This is a genomic window from Promicromonospora soli, from assembly GCF_014653785.1.
GTDB lineage: Bacteria > Actinomycetota > Actinomycetes > Actinomycetales > Cellulomonadaceae > Promicromonospora > Promicromonospora soli.
Genome location: NZ_BNAS01000002.1, coordinates 499,457 through 519,255 on the forward strand (window position 1 = coordinate 499,457; position 19,799 = coordinate 519,255).

The window sequence follows — 19,799 nt, forward strand, 5'->3', positions numbered from 1 at the left end:
CCACCCGGTATCGGCGGAGCGTGGGCCGGAGGTGCCGACCCGGCACCACGGGGGTACGTGAGCAGGTACGCGGGGGTGACGACCCCGGCGTCGGGCAGCGGCAGCCTGGTGGTGTGGCCGGAACGACCGGCCGAACCGAATGCTGGAGGTCGACATGCTCACCGCGACGACAGAGGTCCTCGCCAACGGGCCCCACTACGGCTGGGGCGGACCCGGCCCGTTCTTCTTCATCTTCCCGCTGCTGTGGTTCCTCCTGTTCGCGACAGTGATCTTCCTGATCGCGCGGCGCGCCCGGCGGGGTCCGCGCGGCGGATGGGGCGGCCCCTGGGCCGCGCACGCGTCGGCGGGCGCCGACCCCGTGACGCTGCTCGGCAACCGCTTCGCCCGCGGGGAGATCGACGAGGCCGAGTACCGGTCCCGTCTCGCCGTGCTCCGCTCGGCGGGCCCCGCGCCGAGCGCAGGTCCGAGCCCCCACCCGAGCGCCGGCCCGACGGCGACCGACGCACCTCCCGCGGCCCCCACGCCGCAGGACCAGCCGCCGGCCGACGACAACCGCTGACGCTTCCCGCCGATGTGTCGGACGCTCAGGTCATCCCGATGACCTGAGCGTCTGGCATGTGGGACGGTTCGGGCAGAAAGCCGGTGCCCGAGCCGGGCTGTCACTGGGCAGCGATGGCGTTCCGCTGCGGCCGTGGCGCTAGACTCGCGGGCGAGTGCGCCGACCCGCACTGTTCTGAATCGTTGACGTGAGGGAAGTAGATCGTGAGCACCAGCAAGAACTGGGCAACCGCCGCACTGGTCTCCTGTGCACTTCTGTTGTCCGGATGTGCGGCCCTCGAGGACATGGCCAGCGACTTCACGCCCACCGGCGAGGAGGTCCCGCAGGCCGCCCCGTCGCCCGTGGCCGAGGGCCCCGTCAGCACCGGCGAGTACGACCTCGTCGAGTCGTGCAACGCGTTCTTCACCGGCCCGCTCGTGTCGAACATCACGGCGGCAGCACCGGCCGTCCAGGCCCCGCTGGACGAGGAGCGGACCGGCGCCGTCAGCGGTATCAGCCAGACCATCGGCCTGCTCATCGGCAAGGCCGACGAGGTCAGCATCGGCCACCTCGAGGCGGTCCGTGCGCCGTTCGACCAGGCGCTCGACGGCTCCATCGCCCGGCCCAGGGCGGTCACAGGTGCGATCAAGGACTACCAGGCCGCATGCAAGGAAGCCGGCTTCAAGGGCTGACGTGGGAGCCCCTTGGTCGGGCTTGTCGAGACCGGTCTCGACAAGCCCGACCCACGGATGGACCGGCCGGCCCTAGTTCCCCGTCAGGAACTTGTGCATCACCGGGCCCGCCGTCGTCGAGCCGAGCTCACCCTCCTCGATGAACACGACCGCCGCCAGGTCGTCCGCGATAGCGAGCATCCAGACGTGTGCCTTGTTGCCGTCGCCGAACTGGGCGGTGCCCGTCTTGGCGCCGACGATCCCGGGCACGTCCTGCAGCGCCGTGGCCGAGCCCTCGCGCACCACGCCGCCCATGAGGTCGCGCAGCGTGGCGGCCTCGTCGGCGGTCAGGTCGCCCGACGGCGTCTCGGCCGCCTCCTCGCCGGACGGCTCCACGAGCCACGGAGACACCGTGTGGCCTGCGGAGACGCTCGCGGCCACGGTGGCCATCGCGAGCGGGGTCGCCAGCACCTGACCCTGCCCGATCATCGACGCCGCATGCTCAGTGCCCGCCGCCTCGGCCGGCACGTCGCCGAACGTAGCCGCGGCGCCGAAGGCCTCGGCGTCGACGCCCAGGCCGAGCGACGCCGCGGCGTCGTGCAGCTGCTGCTGCGAGATCGCACTGTGCTGCGAGATGAAGGCGGTGTTGCACGAGTTCGCGAACACGGTCCGGAACGGCACGGCGTCGCCCATCGCGGACTGCGGGTACCCCGGCACGTTCTGGAACTCGCGGCCCTCGACGTCGATCGTCGCGGTGCAGGGCAGCGTGGTGTCCGGCGTCGTCCCGGAGCGGAGCATCGCCAGGGACGTCGCGATCTTGAACGTGGAGCCCGGCGGGTACTGCCCGAGGGTCGCCGTGTTGTACCCCTCGGAGCCCGGCCCCGACGCCACCGCGAGCACCTCGCCGGTCGACGGCTTGATCGCGACGATCGCGCTCGCCAGCTTGTCGATATCTGCCAGCGCAGCCTCGGCGCGCTGCTGCGTCTCCAGGTCGAGCGTGACCGATACCGGCTCGCCGTCCTTCTTCTCGATGGTGAACGCCTCGCGGCCCTCGCCGCCCTCGGTCGGCTCGATGGTCACCGCCAGGCCGGGTACGCCGCGCAGCTGCTCGTCGTAGGCGGCCTGCAGGCCGGAGAGCCCCACCGTGTCGCCCGGCTTGATCTTGCCCTTGGAGTCCTCGACGATCTCCGCCGTGGCCTCGCCGACCGAGCCGAGCAGTGGCTCCGCGAAGTCGCGCTCCCGCGCGAGCGGCAGCTCGTCCGGGATCCCGACCACACCGTCGATCGCCATGGCGGCGTCGAAGTCGTACTCCGGGTCGTTCTCGCGGATCGTGATGACCTCGACGAACGCCTTCGCACCGGCGGACTCGACCCGCGCGGCGATGTCGTCGGTCGTGGCCCGGTCGAAGTCGAAGACGTTCCCGAGCTTCGCCGCTGCGGTGTCCCAGCCCGGGCGGGTCTTGTCGATGCCTACGTGGTGCACGGGGGTGAGGCCCACCAGCGTCTCGCCGCTCGTCGTGACGATCTCGCCGCGCGCCGGTTCGGTGCGCTCGACGGCGAGCCGCTCGCCCGGCTCCAGGCCAGGCACCAGCAAGCCCGTCTCCCACGCGGCCTCCCAGGTCCCGGCCTCGCCGTCCGTCGCACCGGGGTAGGTGAGCTGAGCGACGGTCTCGTACTCCCAGGCGGTCTTCGCCGCCACGGGCCACGTCCAGGCGAACGTCGCCGTGGCGGTAGCCGTGCCGTCGTCGCCCTCCTTCAGCGGCGTGACGCTCTTGACCGTGACGGTCCCGGCGTCCTCGCCGACGGCGGCCACGAGCTGCTCGAACACCTGGGCGTACTGCTCGTCGGGCGACGCCGACGTCTCCATGGTGAGCGGAAAGTCCGCGGGTTTGCCCGCCTGGAGCGCGGCAGCGAGCTCCTCAGCGGCCGGCTCGGGCTCAGGGATGGGCGGTTCGCGAAACAGGTACCAGACCCCGCCGCCCGCAGCCAGGAGAAGGACGACGAGGGCGACGACGATCAGCGCCACGCGGCCCTTCCGCCGGGGCGCCAGAGCGGGAGGAAGCAGCGGCCCGCCTCCCGGCGGCGTCGGAGCGTACCCACCTGGCGGTTGCGGGACGGGTGCATGACCATCCGCCGGCAGGTGAGGTGAAGGGTATCCGCTCATGCCCAGGAGCCTAAGGGGCAGGTCATGATCATCACGGTTAATTTCCTGGGTGAAATGAGACGGGGCCGCCGAACCCCCTGGATCTGCGGCCCCGCCCTGCCCCGCCACGCGTCCCGGATCCCCCCAGCAGTCCCGGGGCGCGTGGCGAGCCTTCGTTGGTAAGGAGAGACGGCGCCCAGGGTTCGTGACCGGGGCAACAGACTTCACCCGCTCGCCGCGCCCCGGTCCGCCAGGAACGCCCGCAAGGCGGGGTCGGTCGTGAGCGAGCGTGCCTTGTCGTAGGCGGCGCGGGCGGCGTCCCCCGCGCCGGCCTGAGCCAAGAGGTGCGCCCGGGTGGCCCACAGCGGCTGGAACCTGCTCGACGCCGGGTCCGACGCCGCCACCTCGTCCAGCTCGGCCAGCCCGGCCTCCGCACCCTCGACCCGCGCGACGGCTGCCGCGAGCGCGACCCACCCGCCGAGCGTGGGGGCGACGCGGAGCAGCGCCCGGTGCAGGGTGACCAGCGCCGGCCAGTCGGTGCGCCCGGTTCGTGCCCGCGCGCAGTGCACCGACTGGATGGCGGCCTCGAGCCGGAACCGGCCGGGCGGCCCAGCCGGCTCGGTCTCGGACCCGGCGAGGGCGCGGCGCAGCAGCGCCTCGCCGCGCTCGATCAGCGCGGCGTCCCAGCGGGTGACGTCCTGCTCGTCGAGCGGCACGAAGGCTCCGTCGGCCTCGCGTGCGCCAGCACGCGCCAACGAGAAGCAGAGCAGCGCTGCCAGGCCGAGCACCTCCCGATCGGGCAGCAGGTCCGCCAGCAGCAGGGCGAGGGTGAGTGCGTCGCCGGTGAGCGATCCGCGGACCTCCGGGGCGGCGCCCCGCCAGTCGATCGCGTACGCGCCGTACACCGCCTCCAGCACGGGTGGCAGCCGGTCGGGCGCCTCCTCGCGGCCAGGGATGCGGAACGGGATGCGCGCATCGCGGATGCGGCGCTTGGCCCGGACCAGGCGCTGCGCCATCGTGGGCGCGGGTACGGCGAACGCCGCCGCGATGTCGCGGGCATCGACGCCGAGCACGGTCTGCAGCATGAGCGGCGTGCGGATGCCGGCCTCGATCGCGGGGTGGGCGCAGACGAACATGAGCTCCAGGCGGCGGTCCCCGATCGCGTCCGGGTCGGGTTCCTCGGGCGGGACGGCGGGTTCAGGCCCGGCGTCGGGCGGCGCCGAGGTGCGGTAGGCGGTGGAGCGGTACAGGTCGCGCAGCCGGTTCCGGGCGACGGTGAGCAGCCAGCCCTCGGGGTTCTGCGGCACCCCGTCGTCGGGCCAGTGCCGCAGGGCGCGTTCGAAGGCCTCGGCGAGGGCGTCCTCGGCGCGCTGGATGTCGCCGTCGCGGGCCGCGAGCAGGGCCAGCAGGCGGCCGTACGACGTGCGTGCCGCCACCTCCGCGGCGGCCCGCACGTCAGCCGGGTCGGTCAGCGCGTCCACGCGCCGTTCTCGAAGTGGGTGGCGGACGGACGCACCTCCACGGCGCCCCACTGGACCGACGGCGCCTTCTGCGCCCAGGCGAGCGCGGCGTCGAGGTCCGGCACGTCGACGACGAACGTGCCGCCCAGCTGCTCCTTCGTCTCGGCGAAGGGGCCGTCCTGGATGCGCAGCTCGCCGTCGCGCACCGTGACGGTAGTGGTGGACGACGACGGCTGCAGCACCTCCGCCGAGATGAGCACCCCGGCCTGGTCGAGCGCCGTGGCATAGGCGTCGAACTCGCGCTCGCCCTCTTCCCAGCCGCCGGGGCCGAGGTCCTCCGGCGTCATCTCCGGGTAGTGCAGCAGGATCGTGTATCGCATGGTTCTGTCCTCCGGTCGGTGTCTGTCTGACACCGTGGTGACGATCCCGCGGTTGCCCGATCGACAGGTTCGCACAACTCGTCGGACACGAATCGGGCTCGCCCGGGGCGCGGCTCGGGCCGGGGCGCCCCCTGGTGCGCCCCGGCCCGGTCACTGTTCAGCCGGGTGAGTCAGGCAGGTGTCGGCGCCGCCTTCACAACCGGGCCCCACGCCAGCGGGTCGAGCGTGCGGGCGTCGTCCTCCGCGTTCCCGGCCCAGCGGCGCGCATCGGCGATGGTCGCCTCGAGCAGGTCACGAAGGCGTGCGTCGACGTCGGGCACGAAGGCCTCCGAGATGCCCTGCACCGCGGTGGAGACCACGCTCGGCGCGGCGTCGCGCACGAACCGCTTGGGCCGCACGCTGGTGCCGGCGCAGAACCGCTCTGCCCACGCCGCCGTCTTCGGCACGGCTGCCAGCGCGTCCTTGCTCTCGGGCGCGAGCGTGCCTGCCGGGCGGTCCTCCAGGACGTCGAGCATGCGCTCGGAGCCGAGGATCGCGACGGCCAGCGTCTGCTGACGGTCGGCGGGCGAGACCGGCAGCGCCGTCTGTGCGGCGCGCAGCGCGATGCGCACGTCCCAGCGCGGGTCGGTGCTCGTCAGGCCGATGACCGACGGGATGAGTGGCGCGAGCTGCGGGCGTGCGTGGTCCGCCGTCAGGTCGTTCACCGCACGGGCCAGCATCGCGATCAGCGGGTGCGTACAGGCGGGGTGGTCACTCCACTTCTCGCCTGCGAGGAAGGAGGCAAGCTCCATGAAGCACGCGCCCTTCTTGGGGTTACGGTGCTTCCCACGGCCCAGCATGGGCAAGATGTCGTACGTTCCAGCTTCGGTTCCGGTCACGATTCCACCCCCGAATTGGGTCCGCTACTAGTTCCAGTGTGCGTCTCCTGTGACGTAGATCGCAATAGTGAGGCTGTGAACTGCCTGAATCTCGCCCGCCCTGCCCCTCGCGGGGCGGGTCACGCGCCACCTCAGGCCGTCCGAGGCCACCTCAGGCCACCTCAGACCCACCTCAGCCGCCGGTCTGAGGTACCCCGCCGCTCAGGACTGCCCGACCTCCCGATCCGCAGGCCCACGCCTCAGGACGAGTGTCTTCCTCATCAGCCGGACGGGCACACCGCCCGCCGGGGACATCCGGAGGAATCATGTCGCTGTGGGGACCCGCGCTCGACGCGGAGATCGAGTACCGCCAGACCCAGGCCAAGAAGTCCTGGGGTGGCAAGCAGACGAGCTGGTCGGCCCGCACGGACCGCATCTCTCGTCGCGAGAAGGCCCAGGAGGAGCGGCCGGCGCGGCCGAGCCGCACCGAGCAGATCAAGAAGGGCATCGCGGGCATGCGCCCGGTGAGCACGCCCGCTCGCGGCCTGTTCGCGTGATCCAGGTGAAGGCAGGAGCGCAAAAGGCCGGGGGGATTGTCGGTGACCGGTGGCACGATGTGCATGTGCGACGGTCCACGACGATCCCCCTGGTCTCCCGGCAGGAGCAGGTCGCCTCTCTCCTGCTGGCAGTGGGGCGCGCCTCGGCGGGCCGTCCCGGCTTCGCGCTCGTCGGTGGCGACGCCGGCGTCGGCAAGACGCGTCTGATCAGCCACGTCGCCGAGGCGGCGGAGCAGGCGGGGGCGAGCGCCGTCGTCGTGCACTGTGTGGACCTGGGGCAGGTGGGCATCCCGTACCTGCCGTTCACCGAGGCCCTGACCCAGCTACAGGCCGGCGCCGCCGGGCCGGAGGCCGCCGCGCGGGTTACCGAGCTCGTGGCGGAGCGGCCGGCGCTGTGGCGCCTGCTGGAGCCGGGCGGGACCGGCGATGCCGACCACGACGAGCGGCTCCAGCTCTTCGAGGGCATCGGGCGCAGCCTCGCTCTCTCCGGCGTGCCCGAGCGACCGCTCGTGCTGGTGATCGAGGACGCGCACTGGGCCGACGCGTCGACGCGCGACGTGCTGCGGTTCCTCGCGGCCCGCGCCCGCTCCGAGAACGTCCTGATCGTGGTGACCTACCGGTCGGACGACGTCGACCGGCGTCATCCGCTGCGCCCGCTGCTCGCCGAGCTGTCTCGGCTGGAGCACGTCGAGCGGATCGACCTGCAGCCCTTCAACGAGGACGAGCTGCGCGAGTTCACCACTGCCCTGGCCGGCCGGCCGCTGGCGCCCGCGGGGTTCGCCGAGGTGCTGGACCGGTCGGAGGGCAACGCATTCTTCGCGGAGGAGCTCCTGGACGCAGGCCCGGACTCGGCCAGCCTGCCCTGGACGCTCACCGAGGTGCTCCGCACCCGGCTCGAACGGCTGGACCCGGAGGTGCAGCAGGTGCTGCGCATCGCGTCGGTCGCCGGCCGCCGGGTGCGCGAGGAGCTGCTCCGGGCCGCCGCCGCGCGCTGGGGCAAGCTGGACGTCGACGCCGCACTGCGCGAGGCCGTCACCGCGCAGGTCCTCGTCGTGTCGGGCGCGCACCTGGAGTTCCGGCACGCGCTGCTTGCCGAGGCTCTCTATGCCGACCTCCTGCCGGGCGAACGGTCAGCGGTACACCGTGCCTACCTCGCGGTGATCGAGCAGGACGGGCCTGACGGCATGCCGATCGGCAGCGCCGCCGAACGCGCCCACCACGCCTTCGAGGGCCACGATCTGCCCGCGGCGCTGAGCGCTTCCCGGGACGCCGCCCTGCAGGCGCGCCAGCTGCTCGCCCCGGAGGAGGAGCTGAGGCACTGGGAGCAGGTGCTGGCCCTGTGGGAATCCGTGCCGGACGCCGAGGAGCGGATCGGCCGCGACCGGGTTGACGTCGCACTCTCGGCGGGCGAGGCGGCCGCCAGGGCGGGTGACCCGATGCGCGCGGTCAAGCTGACGCAGCGCGCGGTCGACGGCGTCGACGACCCCGTGCGGCGAGCCGGACTGCAGCACGTGCTGGTGCACCGGTACCTCGACCTGCCGGACTGGGACGAGGTGCCCGGCCGGCTCGAAGCCGCGGTGGCGGAGCTGCGGGCCGCGCTCGAGATCCTGCCGGAGCGCAGCCCGGAACGGATCTGGACGAACGCACTGCTGGCGCGGGTCACGATGATCATCGACCTGGACGACGACGCGCGCGGGCACGCCGCGTGCGCCATCGACGAGGCGCGGAAGATCGGCCAGTCCGGCGCCCTCGCCGACGCCCTGTCTACCCTCGCGGTGCTCGACGTCGCCGACCCCGACCGGGCCGCCGCGCTCCTCGACGAGGCCCGCACCGCCGCCGCCGACGCCGGTGACGTGCTCACGGAGATGCGCGCGCTCTACAACGCCGCGGCCAACCGCTTCTACGCGGGCGACCTCGCCCCCGCCGAGCAGCGCGTGGGGCAAGCGCTCGCCCGGGCCGAGGAGCTCGGCCTGGCGTGGAGCACGTACACCGTCAACCTGCGGATCCTGCAGGAGATCATGCTGTACTTCCGCGGTGACCTGACGCCGCGCCCGACCGAGGGCGTCCCCGCGACGTCCAAGCAGGTCATGGACGCGAGCCGGATGTACGCGGCGGTCGCCCGCGGCGACGACGACGTGATTGCCCGCGGCGAGGCCCTGTTCGACCACTGGCGGAGCGACGGCATGATCGCGCTCCTCGGCGGCGGCTGCCTCGTCGATGCCCTCACCTGGGCCGGGCGGTACGACGACGCTGCGGCACTGGCGGAGCGGATCACGACCCACCTCGGCGAGGTGTGGTCCGAGCTGTTTCTCGCCCGGATCTGGCTGTCCTCGCTCGCGATCGCCGCGCTGGCCGACGCCGCGGAGGCGGACCGGTCCGCCGGACGCGCCGGCGCCCCCGGCTCGGCCGCAGCTACCGCTGTCGTGGCCCGCGCGGCCGAGCGGCTGGACCGCGGCGACTCGCTCCTGGCGACCGCCCGGGAGACGGCCCAGCGGGGACGTCCACGCGGCGGCGTGCTCGGGCCTGAGGGGCAGGCCTGGCTGCAGCGGGCCGCCGCGGAGAACGCCCGCCTGCACGCGGTGGTGGGCCACGCCCCGGGAGCGGCAGGCGCCTACTCCGAGGGCGGCGAGTCCGTGTCCGGCGAGCTGTGGCGGGAGGCCGCCGCCAGCTGGCAGGACACGGTGAACGCGTTCGACTTCGGGTATCGCTACGAGGTGGCGCGCTCGCGCTACCGCTGGGCCGAAGCCCTGCTCGGCGCCGGCGAGCGCGAAGCGGCGGAGGTCGAGGCCGCCGAGGCGCTCTCGGAGGCGGAGGACATGGGCGCGAGGCCCCTGGCCGACGCCGTCCGTGCGCTGGCCCGGCGTGCGCGGCTCGACCTGCCTGGGGTACGCCGCGCGACGGCGTCGACCCTCACCGAGCGGGAGGAGGAGGTGCTCGGCCTGGTCGCGCAGGGGCTGTCGAACCGGCAGATCGGCGAGCGGCTGTTCATCTCGACAAAGACGGTGAGCGTCCACGTGTCCAACCTGCTGGCCAAGCTCGGCGCCTCGGGGCGCGCCGAAGCGGTGAGCCTCGCGCACCAGCGTGGGCTGCTCGAAGTGTGACCAGAACACGGCAGGCTACCTGCCCGACGCAAAAGGGACACATCCGGTACATCTATCGCGCCCACCGAGTTCTCTCGCAATACTGAGTAGATGCCGACGGACCTCCAGGCGTTGCGAGACCTCGAGCACGTCGGTCTCGGCGCTCCCACTGCGGACGAGGCCTTTGACCGGTTTGCCCGTCTGGTTCGGCGCCACCTGCAGGTGCCGGCCGCCGTCGTCTACTTCGTGGTTCGCGACGGGCAGGTCCTCGCCGGCGCGTCCGGGGTGCCGGAGCCCATGCAGTCGAACCGCCTGCTGCAGTACCCGGGCAAGCTCACGAGCGTCATCGCGACGCGCGGTGAGCCGGTCGTGACGTCGGACGCCCGCGTGGATCCCTTGCTGCACGACAACTATCTCGTCCGCGAGATGGGCCTGGTCGCGCTCGCCGGCTACCCCGTCTTCGACATGCGTGGACGTGCCGTCGGGGCGCTGTGCGCCGTGGTGGACGAGCCACGCGAGTGGTCGGACGACGACCTGGCCTCCCTCGCCGACCTCGCCGCCGCCTGTACCGCCGAGCTGCGCCTGCGCGCCGAGCGGGAGCGCGCGCGCCGCATCCAGGAGACGGCGGTCAGGGCGAACCGCCGCAGCCGGTTCCTGCTCTCCCTCAGCGAGGCGTTCGCGAACGCGAACACGATGGACCAGGTCGAAGAGGTGATCATCGAGGTCGCCACCGCCGGGATCGGCGCGCGGTACTGCGCGTTCGCCGTGACCGACGCCGACGGGCGGGGCATCACCTACCGGTCCCTCGTCCACGCCGAACCGCAGTTCCCGCAGCGGCTGCGGCAGGCCAAGCTGGAGGACGAGCGTCCCCTGGCCGAGGCGGCCCGTACCGGCCGTCCCCTGTTCTTCCGGACCAGCGACGAGATGTTCTCGGCGTACCCCGCGGTCAAGGATCTCTGCGACCCGGAGGTCGGCGCCCGGGCATTCCTTCCCGTCGTGACGGCCGGCGCCGTGGTCGCCGTCATCGCGCTGGCCTGGGATCGCGACCGGGGGCCGGACAAGGACTCGTACGCGCTCCAGACCGGCCTCGCCCACTACACCGGCCACGCCCTGGAACGCGCCCGGCTCCTGGAGGAGCGCCGCGAGTCCGCGAAGACGCTGCAGCGGGCGATGCTCAGCCGCCTGCCCGAGGTGCCGCACCTCGACATGGCGGCGACCTATGCGCCGGCCACGCGCTCCGACCAGATCGGCGGCGACTGGTACGACGCCGTGGCTGTGGACGACGACGCGACCATGTTCATGATCGGCGACGTGACCGGCCACGACATGCGCGCTGCGGCGAAGATGGGCCAGCTCAGGTCCCTGCTGCGCGCTTTCGCGTGGAGCCACGACGAGTCGCCGTCGGCCCTGTTGTCGCTGCTCGACAAGGCCAACTCGGGCCTAGGGCTGCTGGCCAGCGGGACCGCCGTGGTGGCCCGGCTGGAACGCGTCGCCGGGGCCTACCAGCTCATCTGGTCCACCGCCGGCCACCCGCCGCCCCTCGTGCTCCGCGAGGACGGCACCGTGGAGCGCCTGGCGGTGCTGCCCGACATGATGCTGGGCGTGCGGCCGACGGCGAAGCGAACCGACCACGTCACCACGCTGCACCCCGGCGACACCCTCCTGCTCTACACGGACGGGCTCGCCGAGCAGCGCGGCACCACCCCCGACGAGTGGTTGAACCGCCTGCAGATGACGCTCGGCGCGCTCGGCGAGACGGCGACCGCCGCGCTTCCTGTCACCCTTGTGCGCCGCCTCGCCTCGGACGACCAGCGCGACGACGTCGCCGTGCTCGCCGTCCGCGTGCGGGCCGCGGCCCCGTCGGGCCCGCCGTCGCCCGGGCGCCCCGCCACGGCGGAGCGCAAGCTGGCCCCGTCGCTGTGCGACGTCGGCCCGGCCCGCATCTGGGTCGACGACGTTCTGGAGAGCTGCGGCGTGCCGATGCCCTTGCGCCGCACGGTGATGCTGCTGACGTCGGAGGTGCTGACCAACGCCGTCGACCACGGGCAGGCGCCGTTCACGGCCACCGTCGAGGTGGACATGGACCGGCTTCGGGTCGGGGTGCGGGACTCGTCGACCGTGCAGCCCGAGCTGCGCGACCCGACGGTCACCGAGTTCGGCGGGCGCGGCGTGCAGTTCCTCGAGCGGCTGGCCTCCCGGTGGGGCGTGGACCGGCACGGTGGGGCAGGTCCGAGCCACATGCAGGGCGGGCCGCGCGAGGACCGGCGGACGGGCAAGACAGTCTGGTTCGAGCTCGACCTCGGGTGAACTTCGCCGGCGACTTCGGTCAGGATCGAATCCGCCAGGAGGGTGTCAGTGGTGCCGCGTACGGTGTGAGCTATGGCACAGACAGCGTCACCCAAGCAGAGCACCGGTGAGGCCCGCACCGGGGACGAGCTCTCCGCGCAGCTCGAGGTGTACCGCCGGGAGCTCACCGGATACTGCTACCGCCTGCTGGGCGGCACGTTCGACGCCGACGACGCGGTCCAGGAGACCCTCCTGCGCGCGTGGCGCTCGTACGAGCGGTTCGAGGGCCGCTCCTCACTGCGCACCTGGCTGTACCGGATCGCCACCAACGTGTGCTTCGACCAGCTCGGGTCCAGCCGCGCCAAGCGCGAGCGCCCCATGGGCCTCGGCGCTGCGGCCGACCCGGTCGAGGAGAGCCTCGCGGCAGTGCTGCCCGAGTACGCATGGGTCGAGCCGGTACCCACCGAGCACGTGCTCCCGGGTGCGGGCGACCCAGCGGACACCGCCGTCGCACGGGAGTCCGTGCGGCTCGCGTTCGTCGCCGCGCTGCAGCACCTGCCGGCCAAGCAGCGCGCGGTGCTCATCCTGCGCGAGGTGCTGCGCTGGCCCGCGACGGAGGTCGCCACGCTGCTCGACACCTCGGTGGCCTCGGTGAACAGCGCGCTGCAGCGGGCGCGGGCCACGCTCGCCGACAAGGCGCCGGACCGGTCCGGTACCTCGGAGTCGGCCGAGCCGGCGTCGGCCGACGAGTCCGAGCTGCTGGAGCGGTACGTCGCGGCGTTCGAGCGGTACGACATGACCGCGCTGGCCAACCTGCTCCGCGAGGACGCGGTGATGAACATGCCGCCGTACTCGATGTGGCTGGAGGGCATCGAGAACATCCAGGCCTGGATGACCGGTCCGGGCAACGGCTGCGAGGGATCGCGCTGTGTGCCGATCCATGTCAACGGCACCCCGGGGTTCGCGCAGTACCGCCCCGACCCGAAGGGGGGCCACTTCCCGTGGGGCATCGTGGTGCTGGAGAACGACGGCCGGCACATCACCGGCATCACCACCTTCATCGACACCGAGAAGTGGTTCCCCCGGTTCGGCCTGCCGGACCACATCGACTGAGCATTTGGCAATACCCTCACAAGGGTGACTGTGCGATCCGTGGTGGTCGGCGTTGACCACAAGCACCCGGAACTGGCTCGGCGAGCAGCGTCGCTCGTCCAGTCCCTGGGTGGAAGCCTGATCGAGCTCGTATGCGTGTGGGTCGACGAGACGGCAGTCTCGGACTCGCGGGGATTCACCGTGTCGGTGGATCCGGACATTGCCGTGTCCTCCGACGCGTACGGGGCCGACGTCCTGGCGGGGCTGAACCGGGCGATGGCCGACGTCGGCCTGCCGTGGACCGCCCTGCGCGGCGCCGGCGACCCCGCGACCGAGCTGGCTCGCGTGGCCGACGAGATGGGGGCCGCGATGATCGTCGTCGGCACCCGGCAGCCCGGCCTGCGCGGCTGGGCGACGAACCTCGTGGGCGGGACCGTCGCCGGACGGCTCATCCACAACCAGCCGCGCCCCGTGCTGGTCCTCCCGGAGACGACGTCGGCCTCGTGAGCGATAGGTTCTTCCAAGACCTGTCGAGCGTCCACGAGGGGGCACGCCGCGTGACCCGAGCACCGCACCGAGACTGGCGGTACGTCGGACTCGTCGCGCTCGGCGGAGCCGCCGGCTCGCTTGGCCGGTACCTGCTGGGCGGGTGGGCGGGGGCGCTCCTGACGCCGCTGACCGTCCTGTTCCCGAGCACGGCCGACACGGTGCTCTGGTTCCCGATCGGGACGCTCGTGGTCAATGTGGTCGGCGCGCTCGCCCTGGGATACCTCCTGGAGGCGCTCGCCCGCCGCGGCCGCGAGACCGTACGACGCCGCAAGATCCGCATCGGGATCGGGACCGGCGTGATCGGCGGCTTCACTACCTACTCGACCCTGGCGCTGGAGACCCAGCAGCTGCTGGCCGATGGGCTCGGCTGGCTTGCCCTGCTGTACGTGGTCCTGTCTCTCGCCGGCGGCACGGCGGCGTGCCTCGGCGGGATCGCGATCGCGGCGCGCGCCGCCCGACGTCGGAAGGGCAGGTAACGGGATGATCGAGCTCCTCGTGGTGGCCGTCGGCGGTGGCGTGGGCGCCGCCGCCCGGTTCATGGTCGACGGCGAGATCCGCGCCCGACACTCCGGTGGGTTCCCGTGGGGGACGTTCGTCGTGAACGTCGTGGGCTCGTTCCTCATCGGGGTGTTCTCGACGCTGTTCTTCACGCTGACGCACTACGGCGTGGCCGCGGAAGACGCCCGCATGCTTCGGTTCGCCCTGACGACCGGCCTGTGCGGCGGGTTCACCACGTTTTCCACAGCCACTGTGGAGTCGATCCGCCTGGCCCAGTCCGGCCGGATGCGCCTCGCGCTGGCGAACGCCCTGGGCACGCTCGGACTGACGGTCGCGGCCGCAGGGCTCGGCATAGCGGTGGGCGGGGTGTTCGGCTGACCGGGATGGGCCGCTCGAGCCGCTCTACCCCACGTCGGCCTCGTCGGCCTCGTCGGCCTCGTCGATCTCGAACCAGCCGAGGAACAGCGAGGCCAGCGACGTCCACTCGCCGAGCGGCCGATCGCCCACAAAGCGGGCCGCTTCCTCGGGCGTACGGTTTGACAACGCGATGTCGACGATGAAATGACCGCCGCCTTCCTTCCAGACGACGGCCGCATTTGTCCGCCGGTTCGACTCCCTGATCCCTGCCCAGAGCTCGCTCTCCGGCCTCTGCGCTCGCTCGATGGACGGGTAGTCGCTCGTGTGTTCCCAGTGCGACCACGCGTGGCTCAGCGCACGCTCGAGATCGGCCTGCGCGGAGGCGACGCGCGTTTCACCGACGGCCGCCATGCCCAGGCCGAGGCCCTCGATGACCTCGTTCACCTGCTGTTGTCTGCTTGCCATGTCCGGACCTTACGCCCACACCTCATTCCGGGCCCCAGGCGCAATCGCACGCCGTACCCGCCGCCGTACGCCTGGCGATGTGCGGCTCTCGGTCCGCGACAGCACGCGTGTCGGTGGGCCGTGGCAGGCTTCGCTGCATGAGCCTCATGCTCCTCGACTCCGCCTCGCTGTACTTCCGCGCATTTTTCGGAGTGCCCGACTCGCTGCGCGCGCCCGACGGCATGCCGGTGAACGCCGTCCGCGGCCTGCTGGACACCATCGCCTGGCTTGTCACGACCCATGGTCCCGACCGCATGGTCGCGTGCTGGGACGACGACTGGCGCCCCGCCTTCCGCGTCGAGGCCATCCCGAGCTACAAGGCGCACCGCGTCGCGCAGGAGGTGCCAGGCACCACGGGCATCGAAGAGGTACCCGAGACGCTGCTCGCCCAGGTTCCGGTCATCGTGGACCTGCTGGCGGCACTCGGCATCGCGCGCGTGGGTGTGCCCGGCTACGAGGCCGACGACGTCATCGGAACCCTGACCACCCGCGCTGTCGAGCAGGACGCGGGACCGGTGGACATCGTCACGGGCGACCGCGACCTGTTCCAGCTGGTCGACGACGCCGCCGGCGTCCGGGTGCTGTACCCCGCGCGCGGCATCCGCGACCCCGACGTGGTGAACGAGGAGCGGCTGGCCGAGAAGTACGGCGTCGCGTCGGGGCAGGCCTACGCGGACATGGCGACGCTCCGGGGCGACCCCAGCGACGGCCTGCCGGGCGTGCCCGGCATCGGCGAGAAGACGGCGGCGAAGCTGCTCGCCCAGTACGGCACGCTGGCCGGGATCCTCGCGGCCCGGGACGCCGGCGACAAGGGCCTGACCTCGACGCTGCGTCACCGTCTGCTGGAGTCCGACGCCTATCTGCAGGTCGCACCCATCGTCGTGCAGGTGGCACGGGACGTGCCGCTGCCCGCATTCGATCCGACGATCCCCACGGCGCCCGCAGACCCCGACGCGCTGGAGGCACTGACTGCGCAGTGGGGCCTGAAGTCCAGCGTGGAGCGGGTGCGGACGGCGTTCGGCTGGGCCTGATTTCCCTACGTGTCAGACGTGCCGGCCACTGAAGGCGAGGTGCGTCAGGAGCTGATCGCCGCGTCGTAGCGGTCCAGGACTACCTGCACCAGGCGCGGGTCGGCCTTTTCGGCGGCCGCCGGGCCGGCGACCGGGTCGGTCACGACGTCGGCGCCCGCCTCCAGCACACGGTCCAGGAAGTACCCGGGTGCGAGCAGGTAGGACACGACGATCACGCGTGCGGCGCCGGGAGCTCCCGATGAACCAGCGGCTCCCGGAGCACCAGCCGCCCCGCCGGCAGCCCGCGCCGCGGCCACCGCGGCGGGTACGCGCGGTTCCGCGCCCGCCCCGTACGACGGCGTCACGAAGCGTCCCAGTCGCTGGGCCAGGGCGCTCGTCACCTCCTCGACGGCTGTCGCAGCAGCCGCCACCGAGGATCCGGCGGCGGCGAGCACCACGGCGTCGTCGGACTTGAACGGGCCGTGCGCCGCCTCGGCCGCGGCGTACCGGTCGGCCAGGATGTCGACGAGCAGGGGGTGCGGCCCGAGCGGCTCGGCAGCGACCGCCACGCCGCCGTCGGACGCGTTGACCGCGGCGACGGCCTGCGCGATGTCATGCCGCACGTGGTACCCCGTCGACAGGAGCAGCGGCACGACGACGGCGGCGCCCGCGTCGCGCACCGCCCCGGCCAGGACCTCGCCGACCTCCGGCTTCTGCACGTCCACGAACGCCTCGCGCACGTCGAGCCCCGGCCGGGCCGCGCGGACGCCGTCGAGCAGGGCGCGCACGGCGGCCTGACCTGCAGGATCGTCGGTCCCATGGGACGTCCCGACCAGTACCGCGCTCATCGTCTCTCCCATCGGTCCACCGGATAGTCCCTCGAATGGTGCCCCAGGTCGGTCAATTGCACTGCGGCATCTCTGAGTTCGGTCGGTTGCACCGAGATCGGTCCGTTGATGGACCGATCTCGGTGCAACCGACCGAACTCGCTGGCAGGCCCGCGCAACCAGCCGCCCGCGCCGCCGGCCCGCCCGGGTCACCCCGTGTTCTGCAGGCCCGCCGAGACACCGTTGACCGTCAGCAGCAGCAGGTGCTGCAGCCGGCCGGCGTAGTCACCGTCCACCGCGGAGCCGCCGTCGGACCCGGTGCGCAGGCCGCGCAGGGCGCGGACCTGCAGCAGCGACAGGGCGTCGACGTAGGGCGACCGCAGCTGCACGGCGCGGCCGAGCACCCGCTTGGAGGCCAGCGGCCACTCGTTGCCGCTGATCTTCAGCACCCACTCGCGAGTGAGGCGCAGCTCGTCGAGCACCATCGCCGCGAGGTCATCGCGCGAACCCAGGGCGAGGTACTGCGCGGCGATCCGCTCGTCGGTCTTGGCGAGCGACATCTCGACGTTGTCGAGCAGGGTCGCGAACAGCGGCCACTCGGCGCGCGCCGCCCGCAGCAGCTCGACGTCGCCGCACGCGGCGAGCGCCGTGCCCAGGCCGTACCAGCCGGCGAGGTTGATGCGAGCCTGCGACCAGGAGAAGACCCAGGGGATCGCGCGCAGGTCGTCGAGCGAGTTCACCGAGAGGCCGCGCTTGGCGGGGCGCGACCCGATGGGCAGCAGGCCCACCTCTTCCAGGGGCGTGACCTGCGCGAACCACTGCGGGAAGCCGTCGGCCTTCACGAGCTCGTGGAACCGTGCACGGGACGTCGCGTCGAGGGCCTCGGCGAGCGGGGCGAACTTCGCGGTCGCGTTCTCGTTGATGGCCTCGACCGACGGCGCGGACGCGAGCAGCGTCGCCGCGGCCACCTGCTCGATGTGCCGCGACGCGATGACCGGGTCGCCGTATCGGGCGAGGATGACCTCGCCCTGCTCGGTCAGCTTGAACCGGCCGTCCACCGAGTGCGGCGGCTGGGCGAGCACGGCCCGGTTGGCGGGGCCGCCGCCCCGGCCGAGCGCTCCGCCACGACCGTGGAAGAGGGTGAGCTTCAGGTCGTTGTCGCGCGCCCACCCCGCGATGCGCGACTGCGCGTCGTGGAGGGCGAGCGTCGCGGCCACGGGGCCGACGTCCTTGGACGAGTCCGAGTAGCCGAGCATCACCTCGACGCGCCGGCCGTTCTCGTCCAGCCGCTTCTGCACGGCGGGCAGAGTCAGCATCGCGTCCAGGATCGGCACGGAGTTCTGCAGGTCCGCAAAGGTCTCGAACAGCGGGATCGCGTCGATCACGGGCCCGGCCTCGGGGTCGTCCGCGAAGGCGTAGGAGGCCAGCTCGTACACGGCGGCGAGGTGTTCCGGCGCCTGCGTGAAAGACACGATGTAGCGGCGCGCGGCCCGCTCGCCGAACCGGCGCTGGATGGCGCCGAGGGCACGGTAGGTGTCGAGCACCTCGCGGGTGCGGTCGCTGAGCGCACCGCTGACCCCGAGCTCGCGGATCTCGTCGAGCGCCGCGGCGTGCACCTGCGAGTGCTGGCGCACCTCGAGCTCGGCCAGGTGGAACCCGAAGGTCTGCACCTGCCAGACCAGGCGCTGCAGGTCGCCGTACGCGGCACGCGCCGCGCCGGCCGCCACCAGCGAGTCCTGCACCACGAGCAGGTCCGCCTCGAACTGTTCAGCGTTCGCGTAGGCGAGGTCGGCGTCGCGCGAGCGCGTCGCGGCGATCCGCTCCGCGAGCGCGAGCATGACTGCACGGTGCGGCTCGTTCGGCGATGCCCCCTGGGCCCGGAGGGCCGCCTCTTCGGACATCTGCCGTATGCGCTGCCACAGCGCATTGAGGTCTGTCGACGGAGGGGTGCCGTCGGCGTCCAGCGTCAGCTTGCGCCCGGTCTCGACCGTGAGGCGCTCCAGCGCCGCGAGGGCGTGGTCCGCCGCCAGGGTCGCGGCCTGGCGCGTGACCTCGGCAGTGACGTTCGGGTTGCCGTCGCGGTCGCCGCCGATCCAGGTACCGAGCTTCACGAACGGCTTCGCGACGGGGGTGTCGCGGCCGGCGTCGTCGGCGAGGAGCCAGTCGTCGAGCCGCCGGTACACGTCGCCGAAGACGTCCACGAGGACGGCGTCGAACACGCCCATGACCGTCTTGACCTCGTCGAGCACCGACGGCTTGCTGGTCCGCACGGGCGCGGTGCGCCACAAGGTGTCGATCTCGGCGAGGATGCGCCGCTCGTTCTCGGCGAGGGTCACGCCGCCGAGGCGGCGCGCGTCCCGCTCGGCGACGAGGTCCGAGATGCGGCGGATGGTCCCGCTGATTGCCCGGCGGCGAGCCTCGGTCGGGTGCGCCGTGAGCACCGGCCGGAACTCCAGCTCGCCGAGCCGGCGCAGTGCTTCGTCCCGCCCTACCTCCTCGGTGAGCCGCGCGAACGCCGCCGGGATGGTGTCCTCCAGGACGGCCGGACCGGTCCGGGTCTGGGCCTCCCGAGAGCGCAGCACGCGCACGCGGTGGTACTCCTCGGCGAGGTTCGCCAGGTGGAAGTAGCAGGTGAAGGCGCGGGCGACCTGTTCGGCACGGCCGACGGAGAAGGACGCCACCACGTCCGCGGCCTCGTCCAGCGCGTGGGACGACGGGTCGCCGTAGGCACGGATCGTCAGCTCGCGGAGACGTTCGACGTCGTCCAGCAGATCCTGGCCCCCGTCCTCGCGGAGGATCCTGCCGAGAAGGCCGCCGAGCAGGCGCACGTCCTCGCGCAGCGGGTCAGGTACCTCGTGCCGGGCGTTTCCGCGGACGGTCTGAGTTGATTCACTCACGGGCTAGAGCCTAGGACCAGATTGCCAATACCCGTTCATCGCGTCCGGTTGTTGGTCTGGTCATGACCTGTCCGACTCTGGTTGGCTGTCTCCC

17 protein-coding genes are annotated in these 19,799 nt (G+C 72.6%); 10 read left to right on the forward strand and 7 right to left on the reverse strand.

The features are described from left to right. The first annotated feature begins 154 nt into the window (after positions 1–154). On the forward strand, positions 155–559 hold the full coding sequence (locus tag IE250_RS08050; protein ID WP_189668740.1) for an SHOCT domain-containing protein: 405 nt from the start codon (positions 155–157) through the stop codon (positions 557–559). Between the two features lie 203 nt (positions 560–762). Continuing rightward, the gene (locus tag IE250_RS08055) at positions 763–1,230 is read left to right on the forward strand and encodes a hypothetical protein (protein WP_189668741.1); all 468 of its coding nucleotides are present in this window, start codon (positions 763–765) and stop codon (positions 1,228–1,230) included. Positions 1,231–1,302: 72 nt separating this feature from the next. On the opposite strand, the gene IE250_RS08060 is transcribed toward IE250_RS08055, so the two are convergent. The 4 genes from IE250_RS08060 to IE250_RS08075 all read right to left on the reverse strand — a co-directional run bounded on the left by IE250_RS08060 (position 1,303) and on the right by IE250_RS08075 (position 6,069). Continuing rightward, positions 1,303–3,234 carry a penicillin-binding transpeptidase domain-containing protein gene (locus IE250_RS08060; protein WP_229872261.1) on the reverse strand — a complete coding sequence of 644 codons (1,932 nt, stop codon included), beginning with the start codon at positions 3,232–3,234 and terminating at the stop codon, positions 1,303–1,305. Positions 3,235–3,575: 341 nt separating this feature from the next. Further along, positions 3,576–4,832, reverse strand: coding sequence for an RNA polymerase sigma factor (locus tag IE250_RS08065; RefSeq protein WP_189668743.1), 1,257 nt, complete (start codon positions 4,830–4,832; stop codon positions 3,576–3,578). Continuing rightward, positions 4,820–5,191, reverse strand: a complete 372-nt coding sequence (locus tag IE250_RS08070) for a YciI family protein (RefSeq protein ID WP_189668744.1) — start codon at positions 5,189–5,191, stop codon at positions 4,820–4,822. Before IE250_RS08070 ends, IE250_RS08065 begins: the two co-directional genes overlap by 13 nt. A gap of 170 nt (positions 5,192–5,361) precedes the next feature. Then, positions 5,362–6,069 (reverse strand): hypothetical protein, encoded by a 708-nt coding sequence (locus tag IE250_RS08075; RefSeq protein ID WP_229872262.1) that lies wholly within the window; start codon positions 6,067–6,069, stop codon positions 5,362–5,364. A 305-nt stretch (positions 6,070–6,374) separates the two neighbouring features. Between IE250_RS08075 and IE250_RS08080 the strand changes: the two genes are divergently transcribed. The 7 genes from IE250_RS08080 (at position 6,375) to IE250_RS08110 (ending at position 14,488) form a co-directional block, all read left to right on the forward strand. Beyond that, complete coding sequence (locus IE250_RS08080) at positions 6,375–6,605, forward strand: hypothetical protein (RefSeq protein ID WP_189668745.1); 231 nt, start codon at positions 6,375–6,377, stop codon at positions 6,603–6,605. A 65-nt stretch (positions 6,606–6,670) separates the two neighbouring features. Next, the gene (locus tag IE250_RS08085) at positions 6,671–9,706 is read left to right on the forward strand and encodes a helix-turn-helix transcriptional regulator (RefSeq protein ID WP_229872263.1); all 3,036 of its coding nucleotides are present in this window, start codon (positions 6,671–6,673) and stop codon (positions 9,704–9,706) included. A gap of 90 nt (positions 9,707–9,796) precedes the next feature. Further along, positions 9,797–11,992, forward strand: coding sequence for a SpoIIE family protein phosphatase (locus IE250_RS08090; protein WP_189668747.1), 2,196 nt, complete (start codon positions 9,797–9,799; stop codon positions 11,990–11,992). Between the two features lie 72 nt (positions 11,993–12,064). Then, positions 12,065–13,084: a sigma-70 family RNA polymerase sigma factor gene (locus IE250_RS08095; RefSeq protein ID WP_189668748.1), complete on the forward strand. Its 1,020-nt coding sequence runs from the start codon at positions 12,065–12,067 to the stop codon at positions 13,082–13,084. 24 nt (positions 13,085–13,108) lie between these two features. Then, positions 13,109–13,570 carry a universal stress protein gene (locus IE250_RS08100; RefSeq protein WP_189668749.1) on the forward strand — a complete coding sequence of 154 codons (462 nt, stop codon included), beginning with the start codon at positions 13,109–13,111 and terminating at the stop codon, positions 13,568–13,570. A 50-nt stretch (positions 13,571–13,620) separates the two neighbouring features. Further along, positions 13,621–14,088, forward strand: coding sequence for a fluoride efflux transporter FluC (locus IE250_RS08105; RefSeq protein WP_189668750.1), 468 nt, complete (start codon positions 13,621–13,623; stop codon positions 14,086–14,088). A gap of 4 nt (positions 14,089–14,092) precedes the next feature. After that, positions 14,093–14,488 carry a fluoride efflux transporter FluC gene (locus IE250_RS08110; protein ID WP_189668751.1) on the forward strand — a complete coding sequence of 132 codons (396 nt, stop codon included), beginning with the start codon at positions 14,093–14,095 and terminating at the stop codon, positions 14,486–14,488. A 24-nt stretch (positions 14,489–14,512) separates the two neighbouring features. Here IE250_RS08110 and IE250_RS08115 read toward each other — a convergent pair whose 3' ends face one another. Next, positions 14,513–14,911: a hypothetical protein gene (locus IE250_RS08115; protein ID WP_189668752.1), complete on the reverse strand. Its 399-nt coding sequence runs from the start codon at positions 14,909–14,911 to the stop codon at positions 14,513–14,515. Positions 14,912–15,069: 158 nt separating this feature from the next. On the opposite strand from IE250_RS08115, the gene IE250_RS08120 reads away from it, so the two are divergent. Then, positions 15,070–16,002: a 5'-3' exonuclease gene (locus IE250_RS08120; protein WP_189668753.1), complete on the forward strand. Its 933-nt coding sequence runs from the start codon at positions 15,070–15,072 to the stop codon at positions 16,000–16,002. A 44-nt stretch (positions 16,003–16,046) separates the two neighbouring features. On the opposite strand, the gene IE250_RS08125 is transcribed toward IE250_RS08120, so the two are convergent. Continuing rightward, entirely contained in the window at positions 16,047–16,829 is a 783-nt protein-coding gene (locus IE250_RS08125; RefSeq protein ID WP_189668754.1) for a sirohydrochlorin chelatase, read from the reverse strand. A 188-nt stretch (positions 16,830–17,017) separates the two neighbouring features. Then, positions 17,018–19,705 (reverse strand): phosphoenolpyruvate carboxylase, encoded by a 2,688-nt coding sequence (locus IE250_RS08130; RefSeq protein ID WP_189668755.1) that lies wholly within the window; start codon positions 19,703–19,705, stop codon positions 17,018–17,020. Positions 19,706–19,799 lie beyond the last annotated feature (94 nt).